The organism is Ruegeria sp. F11, assembly GCF_056533855.1.
Map to the genome: position 1 here is coordinate 1 of NZ_JBQFOW010000005.1, position 21,445 is coordinate 21,445.

Consider the following 21,445-nt stretch of genomic DNA (forward strand, 5'->3'; position numbering starts at 1 on the left):
AATGTACCACACCCCGCCTCCTTCATCTGGCCAAAAAAATCGTGGGGGGTCATGGGGGGCGAAGCCCCCCAACAATAAATAAGAAAAGGGCGCCTGCGGGCGCCCTTTGCAATTTGATTGTACCCCTAAGATCAGTCGATCATTGGCAGCAGCTTGTCCAGCGATGCTTTGGCATCGCCATAGAACATACGAGTGTTCTCCTTGAAGAACAGCGGGTTTTCGATGCCCGAATACCCGGTCCCCTGGCCACGCTTCGATACGAAAACCTGCTTGGCCTTCCAGCACTCCAGAACCGGCATCCCGGCAATGGGGCTGTTGGGATCTTCCTGCGCCGCAGGGTTTACGATGTCGTTCGAGCCAATGACGATGGCCACATCCGTTTCCGGGAAGTCATCGTTGATCTCGTCCATCTCCAGCACGATGTCATAGGGCACCTTGGCCTCGGCCAGCAGCACGTTCATGTGCCCCGGCAAACGACCGGCGACCGGGTGGATTGCAAACCGCACCTCTTTCCCGGCGGCACGCAGCTTGCGAACCAGTTCGCTAACCGACTGCTGCGCCTGCGCAACCGCCATACCGTAGCCCGGGATGATGATCACGCTGTCAGCGTCATTTAGGGCCGCGGCCACACCATCGGCTTCGATGGCCACCTGCTCGCCCTCGACCTCCATCTGCGGACCCGAAGTGCCGCCGAAGCCGCCCAGGATCACGCTGACAAAGTGCCGGTTCATCGCCTTACACATGATGTAGGACAGGATCGCACCCGACGATCCCACCAGCGCACCGACCACGATCAGCAGGTCGTTGCCCAGCGAGAAACCGATCGCCGCCGCCGCCCAGCCCGAATAGCTGTTCAGCATCGACACAACCACCGGCATGTCGGCCCCGCCGATGCCCATGATCAGGTGATAGCCGATGAACAGCGCCGCCAGCGTCATCAGAAGCAACGGGAAGAAGCCACCCGAGCTGGTGTACCAGATCAGACAGATCAGCGAGAGGCCGGCCGCCGCGGCATTCAGCGCGTGGCCACCGGGCAGCTTGGTTGCCGCCGAAGTCACCTTGCCCGCCAGCTTGCCGTAAGCCACGACCGAGCCGGTGAAGGTGATCGCACCGATGAAGATGCCCAGGAACAGTTCCACGTGCAGGATTGCCAGTTCGGCTGGCGTCTTCTTTGCGATCAGCTTGGCAAATTCGCCCAGACCGGTCAGTTCGACCTCTTTCGCCGCGTCGGCGATGGCAAAGACCTCGGCAACATTCTGAATCTCGAAATGCGCGTTGAAACCGACGAACACGGCCGCCAGACCGACCAGCGAGTGCATCGCGGCCACCAATTGCGGCATCTCGGTCATCTGTACGCGTTTCGCAACGTATTGGCCGATCAGACCGCCACCGATGATCAGCAGGATCGATAGCAGCCACAGACCGGAACCGGGGCCGACCAGCGTGGCAAAGACCGCCAGTGCCATACCGACGATGCCATACCAGACCGCGCGCTTGGCGCTTTCCTGGTTCGACAGACCGCCGAGTGAAAGGATGAAAAGGACAGCCGCAACGACGTAAGCGGCAGTGGTGAAGCCAATCATCTACCCGGCCTCCTTAAGATTTCTGGAACATGGCGAGCATGCGCCGGGTGACAAGAAAGCCGCCGAAGATATTGATCCCGGCCATAAACACGGAAAGCGCCGCCAGCAGAATAACCAGGAACGATCCGGATCCGATCTGCATCAACGCCCCAACGATGATGATCGACGAGATCGCGTTGGTGATCGCCATCAACGGTGTGTGCAAGCTGTGCGAGACGTTCCAGATCACCTGGAAGCCCACGAAGATCGCCAGCACAAAGACGATGAAGTGCTGCATGAAGCTGGCCGGAGCAACCAGCCCCACCAGCAGCATCAGCGCGCCACCGACCCCTAGCAGAGTGACCTGCTGCTTGGTCTGCGCCTTGAAGGCCGCGATTTCCTGCGCCTTTTTCTCTTCCGGGGTCAGTTCCTTGACTTCCGGTTTCTTCTGCGCCGCAATCGCCTGCACCTTGGGCGGCGGTGGCGGGAAAGTGATGTCACCCTCGAAGGTCACGGTCGAACCGCGGATCACGTCATCTTCCATGTCGTGATTGATCTGCCCGTCCTTCTCGGGCGTCAGATCAGTCATCATATGACGGATATTGGTAGCGTAGAGCGACGACGACTGCGCCGCCATCCGGCTGGGGAAATCGGTATAGCCGATGATGGTCACGCCATTCGGGGTCACGATCTTCTCATCCGCCACGGTCAGCTTGCAGTTGCCGCCCTTTTCAGCCGCAAGGTCCACGATAACCGAGCCCGGCTTCATCGCCTCGACCATATCCTTGGTCCACAGCTCAGGAGCCTCGCGGTTCGGGATCAGCGCGGTGGTGATCACGATGTCCATCTCGGGCGCCAGTTCACGGAACTTGGCCAGCTGCGCATTGCGGAACTCTTCCGACTGGACCGAGGCATAGCCGCCGGTTGATGCGCCGTCCTGCTGTTCTTCCTCGAAGTCCAGATAGACGAATTCGGCCCCCATGGATTCGACTTGCTCGGCCACTTCCGGACGCACGTCGAACGCATAGGTGATCGCACCAAGCGAGGTCGAGGTTCCGATGGCGGCCAGACCGGCCACACCGGCCCCGACGATCAGCACCTTGGCAGGCGGCACCTTGCCCGCCGCTGTCACCTGACCGGTGAAGAAACGACCGAAGTTGTTGCCCGCTTCGATAACGGCACGATACCCCGCGATGTTCGCCATCGAGGACAGCGCGTCCATCTTCTGCGCGCGGCTGATCCGCGGCACCATCTCCATCGCAATGACATTGGCACCCTTGGATTTGGCCAGTTCCATCCCTTCTTCGTTCCCCGCAGGGTTGAAGAACGAGATCAACGTCTTGCCCTTGGTCAGGCGCTTGAGCTCGACTTCGGTCGGCACCCGGACCTTGGCGACGATGTCAGCGGTTTTCCACAGCGAAGCGGCGGTTTTGACGATTTCGACGCCGACGGCCTCATACGCTGCATCGGAAAAGCCAGCAGCGGCACCTGCACCTTTCTCAATGGCGCAGTCATAACCCAGTTTCTGTAGCTGAACAGCCGAGTCCGGGGTCATTGCCACCCGATTCTCTCCGTCCAGTATTTCCTTCGGTGTGCCTATCTTCACTGGCAGTTCCCCCTAATTTTCACTCAGGCCGAGCGGGTGGTCAGCATTGTTTGTTAAGCATTCATGTATCTCGCGCAAGATTATTTCGCAAGCGCGGCATTTCGCGCATGAGGTCATCAGTCGCATACCTCATATCCATCGCTTTGTTTGCTGTTCGTATCTGGCAAAATCCATCCGAAAGGTCCGCCGCAAACGATCCTCTTCCGGCAGGATGAAGCGCCGTTCCAGCACCCAGACAAATATCGGGACCAGCACCAGCGACACCACGGCGTCAAAGCGCAAAATCAATCCCGCAAGGATAAGGACATCGCCCACGTAGATCGGATTGCGGCTGCGTTTATAGATGCCCGTCTGCACCATGGCCGAGGGCGTTTCGTGCGGGATAACCGTGGTCCGGTGACGGCGGAATTCCAGAACGGCAAGCACGGCAAGCAATATGCCGCCGCCGATTAGAATACCGCTCAGCAGTTGCGTGACGCCGCCTGACAGGGATAACCCGAGGCCAAGGTAATTTGCCTGCAGCCAGGCCAGCAGGGCAAATCCCAAAAGCCAGACAGGCGGTATGTCGATCCGGCGCATGCGCGATCCTTTTGGATGACGACACGCATGGCACATGTCGCTTCTGCGACACGTCCTACCGGTTTCAGGCCGCAATGGCAAAAAACAGGATGTCGCATCACCGAGGATACGCGTTTGGCTGGTCTGATTTGATCGGCGTCAGTGACCTACCGGACCTCCAGCCCCGCCCCAAGCAGCGCCGCCAACTGTGCCGTTCGCGTCTCGAACTCCTCGGCGCTCGCCGCTGTCAACTTGATGCCCTTGAGCGAGGCAGTAATGGTCTGAGCGGTCTCATCCGGCCCCGCTGTCAGCTTCACCCGTCCAGCCGCCGCCTCTCGTGTCAGCCACGCGGAATAAAGCGTCGTCAGCTTTGCCTCGCCCTTTTCGACAATATCCGTCGACATGGATTTGGTGGTATCCAGCATCTCCAACCCGTGTGGCGAGGCCAGAATGGCGGCCATGCCTTCGCTTTGGGCATCGACCGCATCTTTCAGAATCTGGGGCACAGGCCCGTCTTGCTCAAGCGCCTGACTGACGGCGGCGATCTTCCCCTCGTAATGCAGTTCGGTGAGCTTGCGGACAATCGCCTCTTTATTCTTGTAGTGCAGATAGACGGCGGGTCGGGACATGCCCGCACCGCGCGCAATGTCGTCCATCGAGGTTTTGCGGAATCCATAGCTCGCAAAGGCCTGAAAGGCCGAGTTCAGGATCGCTGTTTGTCGAGAGTCATAAGTGGTTTCCGTCATGAAGAAACCTCTGACACTTTTTGTTCATTTTGTCAATTGACATACTGACACTTTGCGCTAAATATGTCAGAAACCAGCTACAGCTACGAGAGGTGCGCCATGGCGACGGGCCTGAAAATCAACGGCAAGCAACATCAGGTAGACTTGCCTGACGATGTTCCCCTGCTTTGGGTGCTGCGGGACGAGATCGGCCTGACCGGCACCAAATTCGGCTGCGGCGTTTCCGCCTGCGGGGCCTGCACGGTTCACATTGATGGTGAGGCGGTGCGCTCGTGCCAGATCGCCCTGTCAGATGTCTGGGGGGACGTGACCACGATCGAGGGCGTTGGCACTCCGGACGCGATGGCGGCCATCCAGCAGGCCTGGGTCGATCACCAGGTGGCACAGTGCGGCTATTGCCAGTCCGGCCAGGTCATGCAGGCCGCCGCGCTGCTGGCAGAAAACCCGGCCCCATCGGATGCGGATATCGACGACGCCATGCAGGGCAACCTGTGCCGCTGCGGCACCTACCCCCGCATCCGCGCTGCAATCCACGATGCTGCGTCCAAGCTGAAAGAGGTATAAACGATGGCCCGTATCGGTAAAATCCTGCGCCGCACCTTCCTGATCGGATCTGCCGCGATTGCGGGCGGGGTGGCCTTTGGCGTGTACTACGTGAACCGCCCGGTCCCGAATCCGCTGAAACCCGGCGAAGGCGAGGCGGCGCTGAGTCCCTTTGTTCTGATTGACCAAAATGGCGTCACGCTCTTTGCGCCGCGCGCCGAGATGGGTCAGGGCGTCAAAACCACATGGGCCGCCCTGATTGCCGAGGAACTGGACGTGGATCTAGACCAGATCAAGGTCCTGCACGGCCCTGCGGCTGCGGCCTATTACAACTCGGCGCTTGTGGGGGAAGGCTTGCCCAACAAGGGCTACGACATCTCGGATTTCCAGCACAATCTGGGGGAAGCTCTGGGCGGGATCGGCAAGGTGCTAAGCCTGCAGGTCACCGGCGGCTCGACCTCTATGAAGGACGGGTTCGAGCGGATGCGCGAGGCCGGAGCCTCGGCCCGCGAGACGCTGAAACAGGCGGCGGCCAATCGGTTGGGGGTTGAGCGGGATCAGTTGAAAACGGCCTCGGGCCATGTGATCGCGCTTGATGGAACCCGGATTGCTTATACCGACCTCGCTGCCGAGGTTGCGCTGCTGGACCCCGTCGAGGCCCCGCTGCGCGATCCGTCGGAATGGCGGCATCTTGGCCAGACGCAACCGCGGCTGGACATGGTGGAAAAAGCCACCGGCACCGCCGAGTTCGGCGTGGATGTCCGCCTGCCGGGCATGAAATTCGCCAGCGTGCGCATGAACCCGAAACTGGGTGGCGCGATGAACGGCTTTGATGACAGCGCGGCCAAAACCATGCCCGGCGTCGAGAAAATCGTCGATCTGGGCACCGGTGTCGCGGTCATCGCCTCCAACACTTGGCTGGCCAATCAGGCGGTCGAGGCAATCGAGGTTGACTGGGGCGATGCCCCCTACCCGCCCGAAACCGGCGCGATCTTCGCGAAGATCGCCGAGGCCTTCCACGACGCCCCCAATTCGACAATGCGCGATGATGGCGACGTCAGTGTCACGCCCGACGGCGCGACCGAGATTACCGCCGAATACCAGGTGCCCTATCTGGCCCACGCCACGATGGAGCCGATGAACGCAACCGCGCTTTATACCGGCGACACGCTGGAACTGTGGTGCGGCAATCAGGCCCCGACCCTGATCCAGTTCCGGGTTGCCAATACCGCCGGTCTGGACACCGAAGCGGTTCAGATCCACACCACCTATCTGGGTGGCGGTTTTGGCCGTCGCGGAGAATTGGACTTTGGCGAGATTGCCACCAAGGTCGCGATGGCCGTCCCCGGCACGCCGATTCAGACGACCTGGAGCCGCGAGGAAGACATGCGCCATGACTTCTACCGCCCCGGCGCAATCGCCCGGATGCGCGGCGCGGTGCAGAACGGCAAGGCGGTTCTGATCGACGGCAAGGTCGCGTCGCAATCCTGCACCCAACAGGCCGTGACGCGCTACACCGGCCTGCCCGGCGCGGGTCCGGACAAGGTGCTGGTCGAAGGGTTCTTCAACCAGCCCTACGCCGTGCCCAATTACCGCATGAGCGGCCATATCGCCGATCTGGCCGTTCCGGTCGGGTTCTGGCGCTCGGTCGGCAACAGCCATAACGGGTTCTTCCACGAGACCTTCATGGACGAGATGGCCCATGCCGCAGGCCGCGACCCGTTGGAGTTTCGGCTGGAGTTGATGAAATCCGAACACGCGCCCTCTGCCGGGTGTCTCGAGGCAGTCCGCGACATGTCCGGCTGGACGGGCAAGACCCCCGATGGCGTCGGACGCGGCGTTGCGTTCACCTACAGCTTCGGCACGCCCGTCGCGCAGGTGATCGAGGTTGTGGACGAAGACGGCACCATCCGCATCAGCAAAGCGTGGATTGCCTGCGACATGGGGATCGCGCTGGATCCCGAAAACGTCAAGGCCCAGATGTTCGGCGGCATGATGTACGGCCTGTCCGCCGCCTGTTTCGGTGAGATCACCTTTGCCGAAGGCGAGGTCGAGCAGTTCAACTTCCCCGACTATGACGCGCTGCGCATGCACACCGCCCCGCAGGTCGAGGTGCGCGTTCTTGAGACCAACCGCCATATGGGCGGCGCAGGTGAGCCCGGCACGCCCCCCTCGATGCCCGCGCTTGGCAATGCGCTGTTTGATCTGACCGGAGAACGCGCCCGCAGCCTGCCGTTGAGCCACCAGTTCAACCTGCTGGTCTGATCGCGACGCACCGGCACGTCGGCCGGGGTCGGTGCCTAAGCTATGCGGTCTGCTGCAGAAAACGCGCGCCAGAACCTGCTGACCACGCCCGCACGGCTTCGCCAAACGCCTTGAACAGTGGGCGCGAGACCGGGTCGTTGATTGCGTCCCACTCGGGGTGCCACTGCACCGACAAGGTAAAGCCGGGCGCACTCTTGATATACATCGCCTCGGGCGTGCCGTCGGGCGCGTGGCCGTCAATCACAATGCGCTGGCCGATGGTCTTGATACCCTGCCCGTGCAGGGTGTTGGTCATCACCTCGGATGCGCCGAACAACTGGTGAAACACGCCACCGTCGGTCAGCGACACCACGTGGCGCAGGGCAAATTTTTCCTCCAGCGTGCCATCGGGGGGCATGCGGTGGTTCATCCGGCCCGGAAGGTCCCGGATTTCGGGATAGAGCGTCCCGCCCATCGCCACGTTGACCTCCTGAAAGCCGCGGCAAATGCCCATGAAGGGCTGGCCACGCTCAACACAGGCCCGGACCAGCGGCAGCGTAATCGCATCGCGCGCCCGGTCGAAATCGCCATGCGCGTCGGTGGCGGTTTCGCCGTACTCCTCGGGGTGCACATTGGGCCGCCCGCCAGTCAGCAGGAAGCCGTCGCAAACCTCGAGCAACTCATCGACCGCGACATACCGCGGATCGGCCGGGATCAGCAGCGGCAGGCATCCGGACACATTGGCCACCGCATCCGAATTCATCGTTCCGCCCGCATGCGTCGGATACTGATCGTTCATCAGGTAAGAGTTGCCGATAATTCCGACGACGGGCCGAGCCATTCCGCTTTCCTTGCAGTTAACTTGATTAGCAAGAAAGCTATCTGCAGAGTCGGGAACGTGCAACAGAACACGCCCTGCGCCATAGCGCAGGAACGTGTTCGAATTTGCACGCACCGTTCTAAATTTGCGCTCGATACTGGAAAATAGTTCCCAAATTCATCGAAAACTCAGGAAACCGTCCCGCAATAGGCGGTCAGAGATTAAATCTCACCTGCCAGGCCAGCTGCCTCAATTCCGGTCATTGCCGCAATCGCGTCGTTGTCGGATGTGTCTCCGGTTACGCCCACCGCACCGATGATATCGCCCTTGCGGTTGCGCAACAAAACGCCCCCCGGCACCGGCACCACCTGACCGCCATAGACACCGTTCACGCAGGCCATGAAATAAGACTGCGCCTCGGCCCGTTGCATCTGCGCGGTGCCTGCCATGCCCAACATGACCGAGCCGTAAGCTTTGCCCTGCGCAATCGCGAACCGACCGGGCGCGGCCCCGTCCTCTCGCTCGAACGCAATCACATGGCCGCCTGCGTCCAGAACGACGACGGACAAGGGTTTCAGCTCCATCTCTCGCCCTTTTTCAAGGGCTTTCCGGATGATTGTTCGCGCCTTGCGCAGTGACACTGTCATATGGGCTTCCTCTTGCCGGAGTGGTTGATGTCGGCGTTACGCACTGACCTTTTGATCTGCCGGTTGATCGCTTGCCTTCAGTTCCAGCCTGCGCGCGTGCAATACGGGCTCGGTATAGCCCGAGGGCTGAACCCGCCCCTTGAACACCAGATCACAGGCCGCCTGAAAAGCGATGCCGTCAAAGGCAGGGGCCATTGGCATGTACCCCGGATCGCCCGCGTTCTGCTGATCGACAACGGCGGCCATCTTTTGCATCGCGGCCATCACTTGCGCCTCATCAACGATGCCGTGATGAAGCCAGTTGGCCAGCGCCTGCGAAGAGATCCGACAGGTGGCACGATCCTCCATCAGGCCGATGTCGTTGATATCGGGCACTTTCGAGCAACCGACACCCTGATCGACCCAGCGCACGACATATCCAAGAATACCCTGCGCGTTGTTTTCAACTTCCCGCGCGATTTCCTCGTCCCCAAGGTTGCGCCCACCCAGCAGCGGAATGGTCAGCAAATCCGCCAACGTGCCGCGTGCGCCACCGGCGGCAAGCTCGTCCTGACGGGCCAGCACATCCACCTTGTGATAATGCGTCGCGTGCAGGGTTGCAGCGGTCGGCGACGGTACCCATGCGCAGGTCGCGCCCGCCATCGGGTGGCCGATCTTGGCCTCGAGCATATCGCCCATCCGGTCCGGCATGGCCCACATGCCCTTGCCGATCTGCGCCTTACCTTTCAGCCCGCAGGCCAGACCGATATCGACATTGCGATCCTCGTAGGACGCGATCCACGGCGTGTTCTTGATGTCGCCCTTCGGAAGCATCGGCCCGGCTTCCATCGAGGTATGAATCTCATCCCCGGTCCGGTCCAGGAACCCGGTGTTGATAAAGGCCACACGCGATTTCGCCGCCCGGATGCACTCTTTCAGGTTGACCGAGGTTCGACGCTCCTCATCCATGATACCCAGTTTCACGGTGTTGCGCGGAAGGCCCAGAATTTCTTCGACCATGTCGAAGATTTCGACCGAGAACGCGACCTCCTCGGGGCCATGCATCTTGGGCTTGACCACATAGACCGATCCCTCGACCGAGTTGCCGCCCGCGCGTTTCAGATCATGCATCGCGATCAGCGTGGTGCAGAGCGCATCCATCAGCCCCTCGCCGATCTCATTGCCTTCCCCGTCCAGAACGGCGGGGTTGGTCATCAGGTGGCCCACATTGCGGATCAGCATCAGAGAGCGGCCCTTCAGCGTGGCCTGTTCACCGCCAGCGGTGGTATAGGCCACGTCGCCTGCCAGCTTGCGGGTGAAGGTTTTGCCGCCTTTCGTGACCTCTTCGGCCAGATCGCCGCGCATCAGGCCCAGCCAATTGCCATAGGCCACCACCTTGTCGGCGGCATCGACGCAGGCCACGGAATCCTCGCAGTCCATGATGGTGGACAGGGCAGATTCCAAACGTACATCTGCAATGCCTGCCGGGTCCGAGGCACCGATATCGCTGCTGGGGTCGATCATGATCTGGATATGCAGACCGTTGTTCTTAAGCAGCACGAAGTCCGGGGTTTTAGCCGCCCCGCCAAAGCCTGCAAAGGCCGCCGGATCGGCCAGAGCCGGGGTGAGCGCGCCGTCGGCAACGCTCACACTAGAAACGTCCGCCCAAGACCCTTCGCCCAGCGGTACAGCATCGTCCAGAAACGCTTTCGCCCACGCGATCACCCGCGCGCCGCGCGCTTGATCATACCCGCCCGCCTCGGGCAGATCGCCCATCGCATCAGTGCCATATAGCGCATCATACAGACTGCCCCAGCGCGCATTGGCGGCGTTCAGCGCAAAGCGGGCATTGGTGATCGGCACCACCAACTGAGGTCCGGGCGTCAGCGCAATCTCGGGGTCGACATTTGCGGTCTCGATCTGAAAATCCGGGCCTTCGTCGACCAGATAACCAATCTCTTGCAGGAAAGCCTTGTAGGCAGCGTCATCATGCGCCTGCCCTTTGCGAGACTCGTGCCAGGCATCGACGCGGCTTTGGATATCTGCACGTTTGCTTAGAAATTCGCGGTTTTTCGGCCCCAGCTCTTCCACCATGCGGGCAAGCCCCGCCCAGAATGCCTCGGACGACACACCGGTTTCCGGCAAGGCCCGCGTGTCGATGAAATCCACCAGTTCCTCAGCAATCTGCAGCCCGTTCCGGCTTATTCTGCCGCTCATGTTCCGATTCTCCCGCTTTGTGTGCGATTGTATGCGCTCATCAGTTAGGACGAAAGTTTCCGATAGGCAACATTACCGCTGGATATTTGGTCAAAAAATATTACCAAAGTCGCGTACGTTCTGACGGTTGCAGCCCTGCCCCGATCCCCATAACGTCGCGCCAAACCCCAACCGATGCGAGGCCCCCGATGCGCGACGCTGCCCCCACAACGATATATCTGAAAGACTACACGCCCTTTGGTTATCTGGTGGACAGCGTGCATCTGACCTTCGATCTGGCAGCCCACGCCACGCGCGTCACCTCGCGCATCGCTTTCCGACCCAACCCCGAAGCGACCGACAAGACATTCTTCCTGCATGGCGAAGACCTGACCCTGATCCGTGCGTCAATTGACGGGGCCGAGATCACGCCGGATGTCACCGACAAAGGCCTGACTGTCGGTGTGCCTGTCGCGCCCTTTGTTTGGGAGGCCGAAGTCGAAATCGATCCCGGCAACAACACGGCACTCGAAGGGCTTTATATGTCGAACGGCATGTATTGCACCCAGTGTGAGGCTGAAGGGTTCCGCAAGATCACTTATTACCCCGACCGCCCCGATGTGATGTCCACCTTCACCGTGCGCATCAACGGCGATCTGCCGGTGCTGCTGTCGAACGGCAACCCCTCGGGCAAGGGCGATGGCTGGGCCGAGTGGACCGACCCTTGGCCCAAACCCGCCTACCTTTTCGCACTGGTCGCAGGCGAGCTGCTTGCCCATCCCGGCCAGTTCACCACCAAGTCGGGGCGCGAGGTCGAACTGAACCTCTGGGTTCGTCCCGGGGATGAAGGCAAATGCGCCTTTGGCATGGAGGCGCTGAAGAAATCGATGAAATGGGATGAGGACGTCTATGGCCGCGAATACGATCTGGACGTGTTCAACATCGTGGCCGTCGACGATTTCAACATGGGCGCGATGGAGAATAAAGGACTGAACATCTTCAACTCCTCGGCTGTGCTGGCCAGCCCAGAAATCTCGACCGATGCGAACTTTGAACGGATCGAGGCGATCATCGCGCATGAGTATTTCCACAACTGGACCGGCAACCGCATAACCTGCCGCGACTGGTTCCAACTTTGCCTGAAAGAGGGTCTGACCGTGTTCCGCGATGCGCAGTTCACATCCGACATGCGCTCAGCGCCGGTCAAACGTATTCACGACGCCATCGACCTGCGCGCGCGGCAATTCCCCGAAGACAATGGCCCGCTGTCCCACCCGGTGCGGCCCGAGAGCTTTCAGGAGATCAACAACTTCTACACCGCAACCGTCTACGAGAAAGGCGCCGAGGTCATCGGCATGCTAAAACGTCTGGTCGGGGATGAGGCTTATGGCAAGGCGCTAGACCTTTTTTTCGACCGCCATGACGGGCAGGCCTGCACTATCGAGGACTGGATAAAGGTGTTCGAGGATACGACAGGCCGCGATCTGAGCCAGTTCAAGCGCTGGTACAGCCAATCCGGCACGCCTCGGGTGACGGTGTCTGAGGACTGGGCTGATGGCACCTACACCCTGACCCTTGGCCAGCGCACTGAGCCTACGCCCGGTCAGGACAGCAAGCAGCCGCAGGTGATCCCGGTCGCCGTTGGCCTGCTGGGCCCCAATGGGGATGAGGTGCGCGAAACGCAAGTGCTGGAACTGACCGAAGCGCAGCAGAGCTTCACCTTCACCGGGTTGGCCGCCAAACCCGTGCCCTCGATCCTGCGGGAATTTTCAGCCCCGGTGATCCTTGAGCATAACCCTTCGAATGCCGAACGCGCCTTCCTGCTTGCCCATGACACCGATCCGTTCAACCGCTGGCAGGCCGGACGGTCGCTGGCGCAGGACACGTTACTGCACACGATCACGGATGAGGCCACCCCGGACGCCGAATATCTGGACGGGTTGCTGGCGGTTCTGCGCGACACGACGCTGGACCCGGCCTATCGCGCCCTGATGCTGGGTCTGCCGACCCAATCGGAACTGGCCGCGGCCCTGCACGAAGGGGGCACCACGCCCGACCCGATGGCGATCTGGACCGCCGTGGAAACCCTTCGGCAGGCAACCGCGCAGCGCATGCAGGACCTGCTGCCAAGGCTGCATAGCGAGGCGTTGGTCGAAGCCCCCTACGCGCCCGACGCCGACCAATCGGGCAAACGCGCCTTGGGCAGCGCGGCGCTGGCCCTGACCTCGCGGCTGGATGGTGGGGCGATGGCGGCCGAGGCTTATGCCAAAGCCGACAACATGACCCTGCAACTGACCGCCCTGTCCTGCCTGCTGCGCGCCCGCAAGGGTGAGTCGGAACTGGACGCGTTCTACGATCAGTGGCAACATGACCGACTTGTGATGGACAAATGGTTCGGCCTGCAGGTCGCAATGGCCGCGCCCGAAGCGACACCCGAAACCGCGCGCCGCCTAACCGAGCATGCCGATTTCAATTGGAAGAACCCCAACCGTTTCCGGGCCGTGATGGGCGGGCTGGTGATTAACCATGCCGGGTTCCATCAGGCGGATGGCGCGGGCTATCAGGTGCTGGCCGACTGGCTGATCCGGCTGGACCCGGTGAACCCGCAGACCACTGCACGGATGTGTTCGGCCTTCCAAACCTGGAAACGCTATGACGCTGGGCGGCAAGACCTGATGCGCGCGCAACTCACGCGTATCGCGGAAACACCAAACCTGTCGCGCGACACGACCGAGATGGTGTCCCGTATCCTCGGCGCATGACCCCCTACACGTTCACGCGCCACCACAGGAACTCGCGCACAGTGTTCATCCTGATCGGGGTCTATGCCGCCTTGCTGGCGCTGGTGATCCTGTTTGACGCCACATGGTGGATTGTCGGGGCGTTGGCCCTGACCACTCTGCCTGCGGTCTGGGACGTGTTCCAGAACAGCAGCGCAGGACTGCAACTGGATCAGAAGCAGCTACACTGGTTTTCCGGCAAACGGCAGGGCCAGATCGACCTGAGCGACGTGGATTTCTTCCGCTTCGACACCCGCTGGGATTTCTCGGTCCGCGTTTCGATGGTTTTGACCAACGGAAAGCGCGTTCGCCTTCCGGACGAGTCGATTCCCCACCACCGTGCGTTCGAAGATGTGCTGCAGCAGGCGGGCTTTCGCGTCAAACGGCATCATTTCACTGTTTTCTGAAACGATCCCCCTCGGGTCCGCAACATTGGGCCGCATTTTTGTGCAATCTCCCGTATTTAACTTGATTTGGGCGGGGATAGCGGCCAAAGTTTACATCTAAGTTACCAGTTTTTCAGTTTCGAGTTTCACCATGTTCCGGGTTTTCCAGGCGCTATCAGCCAGATTATCAGCATCTTCCACGCAACCCACATCGCAGATTTGCGCGACCGAGGCCGCCTTGGCCGCCGCTCTGCCCGATCAGGGGCAGATCAACATTCCCGTCGCGAAATCGGAATCCGGCGATCTGCTGAGTCACTCCACCATTGAGCATGGCCGCTATCTGGCGCGCCAGGATCGCTGGGATGAACTGTCTTCGGAAATGCGCACAGCAGATGAAGCGCGCGAGGCTGCCCCGGACGGCATGCCCATCGCAGATCTGCTGGCCTTTGGTGCGCGTTCGGACGTAGTGATGGCGGCGGAACATGCCCTGTCCGATGGCAAAGCCATTTCCGATTATGACCTGCTGGGCGGCATCTCGGAACTGGAAGGTGAGATGGCAGAGCGTCCCGATGACCCGATGATGGCCGCGGTCGTCGCCCTGTCGCATATCGACCTCGCCTGGGCTTGGCGCGGCAACGCATCGGACAGCGCCCTGCCGCCGCTTCACCGCTCGCGCTGCGCGGCGCATTTTGACCGCGCCGCAGCGATCCTGCCCAGATGCCGCGAGGCCGCGCCGGACAGCCCGCTGATCGCAGCCGCCGGTTGTTCGCTGCTGGCGGGTCAGCGCAAGACCTCAGCCCGTGTCGGGGATGAATATGAACGTCTGATTGATCTGGACCCGAACAACCAGCGCCATATGCGCGCCATGGGCAGCCATCTGCTGCCGCGTTGGTTCGGCAGCTATGAGGAACTGGAAATTCAGGCCCTGCGCAACGCGGCCCGGACCCAGAAGATCTGGGGCGCGGGCGGCTATACCTGGGTTCAGTTCGACGCCATCGCACTGGACGAAGACGCCTGCGCGCGGCTGGATATCGAGTATTTCCTCGAAGGTCTGCACGACATCGTGCGGCTGCGCCCCGATCAGCCGATGATCAACACCCTATCGGCCTATTGCGCCATCACGATGCAGAACGGCACCGGTCTGAGCCCGCAGGCCAACGCGGTCCGCGCCCAGATGCGCGAGGCAGCAAACTGGCTGATCCGCGACCACCTGACCGAGCTCTACCCGCTGATCTGGGCCCATGCGGCCAACGGGTTCAACAACAGCCTGCGCATCAACTCGCCCGAGCGTTTTGCCGCCCGTGGGCATCGCTGCGCGTTGCGGGCCATTGGCGATCTGTTCCGCGACGAGTTGCACAGCGGCATGGATGTGACCTTTACCCCTGCGGGCCTACGCCTGTCTCAGCACTGATTCCCCCTTGCCCCTTTGGCGCGGCGCGCCTAATACGCAGGCTTAGATTTCTGCGGATATGAGGCGCGCCATGCTCGACCTGACCTACGACATGCCCAAAGTCAAAACCATTGCCGGGGCCAAGCACGATTGGGAACTGGTGATCGGGATGGAGGTGCACGCGCAGGTCTCATCCAATGCCAAGCTGTTCTCGGGCGCGTCAACCCAATTCGGGGCCGAGCCGAATTCCAACGTGGCCTTTGTGGACGCGGCGATGCCGGGAATGCTGCCAGTGATCAACGAGTTTTGCGTTGAGCAAGCGGTACGCACCGGGCTGGGACTGAAGGCGGATATCAACCTGAAATCGGCCTTTGACCGCAAGAACTATTTCTACCCCGACCTGCCGCAGGGCTACCAGATTTCGCAGCTTTACCACCCCATCGTCGGTGAAGGCGAAGTGCTGGTCGAGATGGGTGACGGCACCGCGCGCATGGTCCGCATCGAACGCATCCATATGGAGCAGGACGCGGGCAAATCGATCCACGACATGGACCCGCATATGTCCTTTGTCGATCTGAACCGGACCGGCGTTTGCCTGATGGAGATCGTCAGCCGCCCCGATATTCGCGGGCCGGAAGAGGCCGCCGCCTATATCGCCAAGCTGCGCCAGATCATGCGTTATCTGGGCACCTGCGATGGCAACATGCAGAACGGCAACCTGCGGGCGGACGTGAACGTCTCGATCTGTTTGCCGGGGGCTTACGAAAAGTATCAGGAAACGCAAGACTTCTCGCATCTGGGGACACGTTGCGAGATCAAGAACATGAACTCGATGCGCTTTATTCAGCAGGCCATCGAGGTCGAGGCCCGCCGTCAGATCGCCATTGTCGAGGGTGGCGGCACCGTCGATCAGGAAACGCGCCTGTATGATCCGGACAAGGGCGAGACGCGGTCCATGCGCTCCAAGGAAGAAGCGCATGATTACCGCTATTTCCCCGACCCTGACCTGCTGCCGCTGGAGATCGAACAAGCGTGGGTCGATGACATCGCCGCCAAGCTGCCTGAACTGCCCGACGAGAAAAAGGCGCGGTTCATCGAAGCGTTCGGTCTGACCGACTATGACGCCTCGGTACTTACGGCCGAGGTCGAAAGCGCCGCTTACTTCGAAGATGTCGCCAAGGGCCGCAGCGGCAAACTGGCTGCGAACTGGGTGATCAACGAGCTGTTTGGCCGGTTGAAGAAAGAAGACCACGACATCACCGACTCGCCGGTTTCGCCCGCGCAACTGGGCGGGATCATCGACCTGATCTCCTCGGATGCCATCTCGGGCAAGATCGCTAAGGACCTGTTCGAGATCGTCTATACCGAAGGCGGAGACCCTGCACAGATCGTCGAAGAGCGCGGCATGAAGCAGGTGACCGACACCGGCGCGATCGAGGCCGCATTGGACGAGATCATCGCCGCCAACCCGGCGCAGGTCGAAAAGGCCAAGGTGAACCCGAAACTGGCGGGCTGGTTTGTCGGTCAGGTGATGAAGGCCACCGGCGGCAAAGCCAACCCCAAGGCGGTAAACCAGTTGATCGCCCAGAAGCTGGGATCGTAACACCCGGCTTCACGGGATCGAACGGAGTCAGGCCACCCGCTTGACTCCGTTTTCGTTTGCCCCCTTTCTTCGGCACCAGAGAGGTAAGGTGCCATGAAGAACAGATTTGATCAGGAACTCGAAGACCGGCTGATGCGCTATGCGGCCATCGACAGCCAAAGCGATGAGACATCGCCCTCGACCCCCAGCAGCGACATTCAGTTCGATATGCTGAACCTGCTGCGCGATGAATTGACCGGGATTGGCGCGCAGGATGTCGAGATCACCGGCGACAGCGTGGTCGTGGCAACCATCCCCGGCACGGCTGAGGGCCCGACAGTGGGCTTTCTGGCCCATGTGGACACCGCGCCTCAGTTCAACGCCACCGGCGTCCAGCCGCGAGTAATCAAAGGGTATAACGGCGGCGATATCACCTTCCCGGACGATCCCGATCTGGTTCTGTCGCCCGAGGAGCACCCCTATCTGGCCGAGAAGATCGGTCATGACCTGATCACCGCATCCGGAACCACCCTGCTGGGCGCAGATGACAAGGCGGGCGTGTCGATCCTGATGACGATGGCGCGGCATTTGCTGGAAAACAAAGACATCCCCCACGGCCCGATCCGCATCGCCTTCACCCCGGATGAAGAAATCGGGCGCGGCGTGACCGAACAGCTACCCAAGGACCTCGGCGCGGATTTTGCCTTTACGCTGGACGGTCAGGAAGTGGGTGAGATCGAGTATGAAAGCTTCTCGGCCGATCAGGCGGTGATCCGGGTCAAAGGCGTCTCGATCCACCCGGGGCTGGCCAAGGACAAGATGGTGAACGCGGCCCACCTTGCGGCTAAGATCGTGCAGACGCTGCCGCAGGCCACCATGACGCCCGAGACCACCGATGACCGTCAGGGGTTCATCCATGTCACCGATATGAGTGGCGGGTCTTCTGAGATGGAGATCAAGCTGATCCTGCGCGATTTCGAGATGGACGGGTTAGAGGAGCAGCGCAACATCGTGCGTCAGGTCTGCGACGCCGTGCAGGCCACCGAACCGCGCGCGCAGATCACCTGTGACATAAGCCACCAGTACCGCAACATGCGCTATTGGCTGGAAAAGGACATGACCCCGGTCGATCTGGCCCGCGACGCCTGCCGCGAGTTGGGGATCGAACCGCTTTCGGTTCCGATCCGGGGCGGCACCGACGGCTCGCGCCTGACCGAATTCGGCACCCCCTGCCCCAACCTCTTCACCGGGATGCAGTGCATTCACGGGCCGCTGGAATGGATCTCGGTGCAGGACATGGCGCACGCTACCGAGTTGTGCCTGTCGGTTGTGGCCAAAGCGGCGCAGGCCAAAGGTTGAAATGCGACGGTGGGGCAAGGTCTCTTTCCCACCGGGATCAACCTGTTAAGTTGGCGGCAACAGGCACTAAGGATCAGTTGATGCAGCGCTACGAATACAAGGTCGTCCCCGCCCCGCAGAAAGGGGTCAAGGCCAAGGGTGTGAAAACCGCCGAGGGCCGGTTCGCCGCCTCGGTCGAGCAGGTGCTGAACCAGATGGGACAGGACGGCTGGGAATACCAGCGGGCCGAGTTACTGCCGAGCGAGGAACGCTCGGGCCTGACGGGATCAACCACGAACTGGCGCAATGTACTGGTGTTCCGGCGCGAGGTGGAACAGGCGGTAGTCCCCACCCCAACGCCCACGGAAACGCCCGAGGGCGTGCCGCTGGCCCAGCCGGTTCCGGGCCCCGAGGCGGTTCAGGCCCCCGAGCCGATTGCGGAAGAGGCGAAGGAGCCGCCTTTGACGCTGAAAACGCCCGAGGACAGCGCGGAAGAGCCTGAAAAGCCCTAGGCGAAAGCGGGCCCTTTTGGGCTTGTGTCATGCCGCGCCCTCGCCCGCGGGAAAGAGTCTTATCAATTTCTCCCCCTCTGTGGCATGTTAACGAGGCAACAAAGGGGGGCTTTGAAATGGCAATTCGGCAGACACACGGGCGCAAGCGTCTGTATGACAGCATTCTGGACACGGTCGGCGATACGCCCTGTATCCGCGTCAACCGGATCGCACCGGACCACGTGACGGTCTATGTGAAGTTCGAGGCTTTTAACCCCGCAGGCTCGGTCAAGGACCGGCTGGCGCTCAATATCATCGAAGCGGCGGAACTGGACGGGTCCCTGAAACCCGGTCAAACCGTGGTCGAGGCGACCTCGGGCAACACCGGGATCGGGCTGGCGATGGTGTGTGCCGCCAAGGGCTATCCGCTGGTCGTGACCATGGCCGACAGTTTTTCCGTCGAACGCCGCAAGCTAATGCGCTTTCTGGGCGCGAAGGTCGTGCTGACCCCACGGGCGCAAAAGGGCTTTGGCATGTACACCAAGGCCAAGGAATTGGCCGAGCAGAATGGCTGGTTCCTTGCCAGCCAGTTCGAAACAGCCGCAAATGCGGATATTCACGAAGCCACCACGGCGCAGGAAATCCTTGCCGATTTCGATGGCGGTAAGCTCGACTATTGGGTCACCGGCTATGGGACGGGCGGAACCGTATCAGGCGTTGCGCGCGTTCTTCGGAAAGAGCGCCCGGACACCAAGATCATCCTGACGGAACCCGCCAACGCCGCCATCGTATCGTCCGGCTACACCAACACCCGAAACGACGCGCATCAACCCACCGAAAGCCACCCCAATTTCGAACCCCACCCGATTCAGGGCTGGACGCCGGATTTCATCCCGTGGGTGCTGCAAGAGGCGATCGACAACGCCTACTACGATGAAATGATCCCCGTTCCCGGCCCCGAAGGCATCGCCTGGTCCCGCCGTCTGGCTGCGGAAGAAGGCATCTTCACCGGAATCTCAGGCGGATCGACCTTTGCGGTGGCGATGAAACTGGCCGAAGACGCGCCCGAAGGCTCGGTCATGCTGGTCATGCTGCCGGATACCGGCGAGCGGTACCTGTCGACCCCGCTGTTCGAGGGGATTGAGGAAGAGATGACGGAAGAAGAACGCGATATCTCGAAATCCACCCCATCGGCTCAGATGGATGGATGATACGGCGTCGGGGCGCGTTACGGGAGCCTCCGAACGCGGCCCAAAACTGACAGAAAATGTAATCCGCACAAAATTGTCAGGCGCGGGTTTTTCCTATTACATGACCGCAAGACATTTTTGAGTTTCAGTTGGTCAGCGTTAGGAGAATTATTGTGTCGAGATTGTTGTTGGTGTGCCTTGGTCTGGCGTTGAGTTTGAGTGTGACACAGGTTCAGGCGGCGGATGTTTCGATAACTATATGCAACCGGTCGGAAAACCCGTTTAGGGCTGCATTGTTCAAGCAATATCGGCATCAGGGCAATTTGGTCTGGAGGGTGCAGGGATGGCTCAAGTTCCCGGCCGGAAAATGCGGTTATGCCGGGCGCATCACCGATCACTGGGGTGGACTGGTCTTTTCGGTCGGTGTGAATGACGGCTTCAAGCCTTTCAAATATACCCCCAGCCGTCAGTTCAACCGCTGGGGTCCGCCACCCGCAATCACCGAGGTTTGCGTAACCAAGGACGGCAGCGACTTTGGCCGCGGCACTCTCAGCCAGAGCGAGTTGTCCCGAACCTGCCCGCAAGGTCCAAGCGCGCAGGTTCCTGTTTCGATCATGATGAACCCAGGGCTTTCCGACTCCAATGTGACGATTGACGTAAGTTCGGTGCCCGCCACGTTGCCGGACCCCGGTTTCGCCGCGTCACCCAAGCTGGAGGCAGATCTGACAAAGTGGGAGGACTATATTTTGCAGTGCATTCCCGATCTGATCTCTCGCTATGCCCACTCTCAGAGTACAGCACTGTTCACATGCACCTGTTACGCAACCGCGGCCGAGCTTTCTGTTGCACCTGAGCGCCATTCATACGCTTATCCCAGTGTTCTGACTCTCGACTATGACGCCCTTCCCGAAAAAGAGCAGACCGAGTTGAAGGGTCTGAACATCACCTGCCATAGCCGAAATCTGAAAACCGATCCAGAATTCGAAGAGCTGGTCGTCAAGAAAATCGCACTGATTGAAAGCAAGATGAAAAAGGACACCACGCCACCGGAACTAGGTGTCTATCTTGGCATGACGGCCAACATAAACTCGGACGGCCCATTAAAGCTGCAATCGGTGGATACCAACAGCGCGGCCTACAAAACCGGGTGGTTGCGGGATGGCGACATCATCTATCGTGCGGATAACGCGCCGGTCAAAAACCTCACGGAGTTGAGCGAGCGCGTCAATGCGGCGATTGCACGAGGTCAACGCTCCATCAGCCTGAGCGTTGAGCGACCGGGTTCGTTTTTCAACACGAAGCTCGAGTTCTGAGGCTGGACAACAGTGCTTCGCAAACGGGGCCGAACCCACCGGCCCCGTTTGGGGCGCGAAGGCATCAGATCAGA

General features: G+C 60.8%; 17 protein-coding genes. 10 read left to right on the top strand and 7 right to left on the bottom strand.

All coding sequences use genetic code 11. From position 1 onward, the window contains the following. Nucleotides 1-131 precede the first annotated feature (131 nt). From ACR0NJ_RS07560 to ACR0NJ_RS07575, 4 genes are all read right to left on the bottom strand, one after another. Nucleotides 132-1,583, bottom strand: a complete 1,452-nt coding sequence (locus ACR0NJ_RS07560) for an NAD(P)(+) transhydrogenase (Re/Si-specific) subunit beta (protein WP_480816523.1) — start codon at nt 1,581-1,583, stop codon at nt 132-134. Nucleotides 1,584-1,596: 13 nt separating this feature from the next. Continuing rightward, nucleotides 1,597-3,168, bottom strand: a complete 1,572-nt coding sequence (locus ACR0NJ_RS07565; protein WP_480816524.1) for a Re/Si-specific NAD(P)(+) transhydrogenase subunit alpha — start codon at nt 3,166-3,168, stop codon at nt 1,597-1,599. A 129-nt stretch (nt 3,169-3,297) separates the two neighbouring features. After that, on the bottom strand, nt 3,298-3,747 hold the full coding sequence (locus ACR0NJ_RS07570) for a methyltransferase family protein (protein WP_480816525.1): 450 nt from the start codon (nt 3,745-3,747) through the stop codon (nt 3,298-3,300). A gap of 146 nt (nt 3,748-3,893) precedes the next feature. Continuing rightward, nucleotides 3,894-4,472, bottom strand: coding sequence for a TetR/AcrR family transcriptional regulator (locus tag ACR0NJ_RS07575; RefSeq protein ID WP_480816526.1), 579 nt, complete (start codon nt 4,470-4,472; stop codon nt 3,894-3,896). A 99-nt stretch (nt 4,473-4,571) separates the two neighbouring features. Here ACR0NJ_RS07575 and ACR0NJ_RS07580 point away from each other — a divergent pair, with 99 nt between their 5' ends. Both ACR0NJ_RS07580 and ACR0NJ_RS07585 read left to right on the top strand, forming a co-directional pair. Then, entirely contained in the window at nt 4,572-5,036 is a 465-nt protein-coding gene (locus tag ACR0NJ_RS07580) for a (2Fe-2S)-binding protein (RefSeq protein ID WP_480816803.1), read from the top strand. A gap of 3 nt (nt 5,037-5,039) precedes the next feature. Then, nucleotides 5,040-7,280, top strand: a complete 2,241-nt coding sequence (locus tag ACR0NJ_RS07585; protein ID WP_480816527.1) for a xanthine dehydrogenase family protein molybdopterin-binding subunit — start codon at nt 5,040-5,042, stop codon at nt 7,278-7,280. A gap of 40 nt (nt 7,281-7,320) precedes the next feature. Here ACR0NJ_RS07585 and ACR0NJ_RS07590 read toward each other — a convergent pair whose 3' ends face one another. The 3 genes from ACR0NJ_RS07590 to ACR0NJ_RS07600 all read right to left on the bottom strand — a co-directional run bounded on the left by ACR0NJ_RS07590 (nt 7,321) and on the right by ACR0NJ_RS07600 (nt 10,922). Then, on the bottom strand, nt 7,321-8,100 hold the full coding sequence (locus ACR0NJ_RS07590; protein ID WP_480816528.1) for a gamma-glutamyl-gamma-aminobutyrate hydrolase family protein: 780 nt from the start codon (nt 8,098-8,100) through the stop codon (nt 7,321-7,323). Nucleotides 8,101-8,300: 200 nt separating this feature from the next. Next, on the bottom strand, nt 8,301-8,726 hold the full coding sequence (locus tag ACR0NJ_RS07595; RefSeq protein WP_480816529.1) for a GlcG/HbpS family heme-binding protein: 426 nt from the start codon (nt 8,724-8,726) through the stop codon (nt 8,301-8,303). Nucleotides 8,727-8,762: 36 nt separating this feature from the next. After that, complete coding sequence (locus tag ACR0NJ_RS07600; RefSeq protein ID WP_480816530.1) at nt 8,763-10,922, bottom strand: malate synthase G; 2,160 nt, start codon at nt 10,920-10,922, stop codon at nt 8,763-8,765. A gap of 188 nt (nt 10,923-11,110) precedes the next feature. On the opposite strand from ACR0NJ_RS07600, the gene pepN reads away from it, so the two are divergent. The 8 genes from pepN to ACR0NJ_RS07640 all read left to right on the top strand — a co-directional run bounded on the left by pepN (nt 11,111) and on the right by ACR0NJ_RS07640 (nt 21,371). After that, nucleotides 11,111-13,663 (top strand): aminopeptidase N, encoded by a 2,553-nt coding sequence (gene pepN / locus ACR0NJ_RS07605; RefSeq protein ID WP_480816531.1) that lies wholly within the window; start codon nt 11,111-11,113, stop codon nt 13,661-13,663. Beyond that, nucleotides 13,660-14,088 carry a hypothetical protein gene (locus ACR0NJ_RS07610; RefSeq protein WP_480816532.1) on the top strand — a complete coding sequence of 143 codons (429 nt, stop codon included), beginning with the start codon at nt 13,660-13,662 and terminating at the stop codon, nt 14,086-14,088. The genes pepN and ACR0NJ_RS07610 overlap by 4 nt, the downstream gene beginning before the upstream one ends. A gap of 217 nt (nt 14,089-14,305) precedes the next feature. Next, nucleotides 14,306-15,478, top strand: a complete 1,173-nt coding sequence (locus tag ACR0NJ_RS07615; RefSeq protein WP_480816533.1) for a hypothetical protein — start codon at nt 14,306-14,308, stop codon at nt 15,476-15,478. A gap of 70 nt (nt 15,479-15,548) precedes the next feature. Next, entirely contained in the window at nt 15,549-17,060 is a 1,512-nt protein-coding gene (gene gatB / locus ACR0NJ_RS07620; RefSeq protein ID WP_480816534.1) for an Asp-tRNA(Asn)/Glu-tRNA(Gln) amidotransferase subunit GatB, read from the top strand. A 93-nt stretch (nt 17,061-17,153) separates the two neighbouring features. After that, a complete protein-coding gene (gene pepT, locus ACR0NJ_RS07625) occupies nt 17,154-18,398 on the top strand; it encodes a peptidase T (RefSeq protein ID WP_480816535.1) in 1,245 nt (414 codons plus the stop codon). An 80-nt stretch (nt 18,399-18,478) separates the two neighbouring features. Then, entirely contained in the window at nt 18,479-18,889 is a 411-nt protein-coding gene (locus tag ACR0NJ_RS07630; protein ID WP_480816536.1) for a DUF4177 domain-containing protein, read from the top strand. 116 nt (nt 18,890-19,005) lie between these two features. Continuing rightward, nucleotides 19,006-20,079 carry a PLP-dependent cysteine synthase family protein gene (locus ACR0NJ_RS07635; protein WP_480816537.1) on the top strand — a complete coding sequence of 358 codons (1,074 nt, stop codon included), beginning with the start codon at nt 19,006-19,008 and terminating at the stop codon, nt 20,077-20,079. 152 nt (nt 20,080-20,231) lie between these two features. Further along, nucleotides 20,232-21,371 carry a PDZ domain-containing protein gene (locus ACR0NJ_RS07640; RefSeq protein ID WP_480816538.1) on the top strand — a complete coding sequence of 380 codons (1,140 nt, stop codon included), beginning with the start codon at nt 20,232-20,234 and terminating at the stop codon, nt 21,369-21,371. The last annotated feature ends 74 nt before the right edge of the window (nt 21,372-21,445 follow it).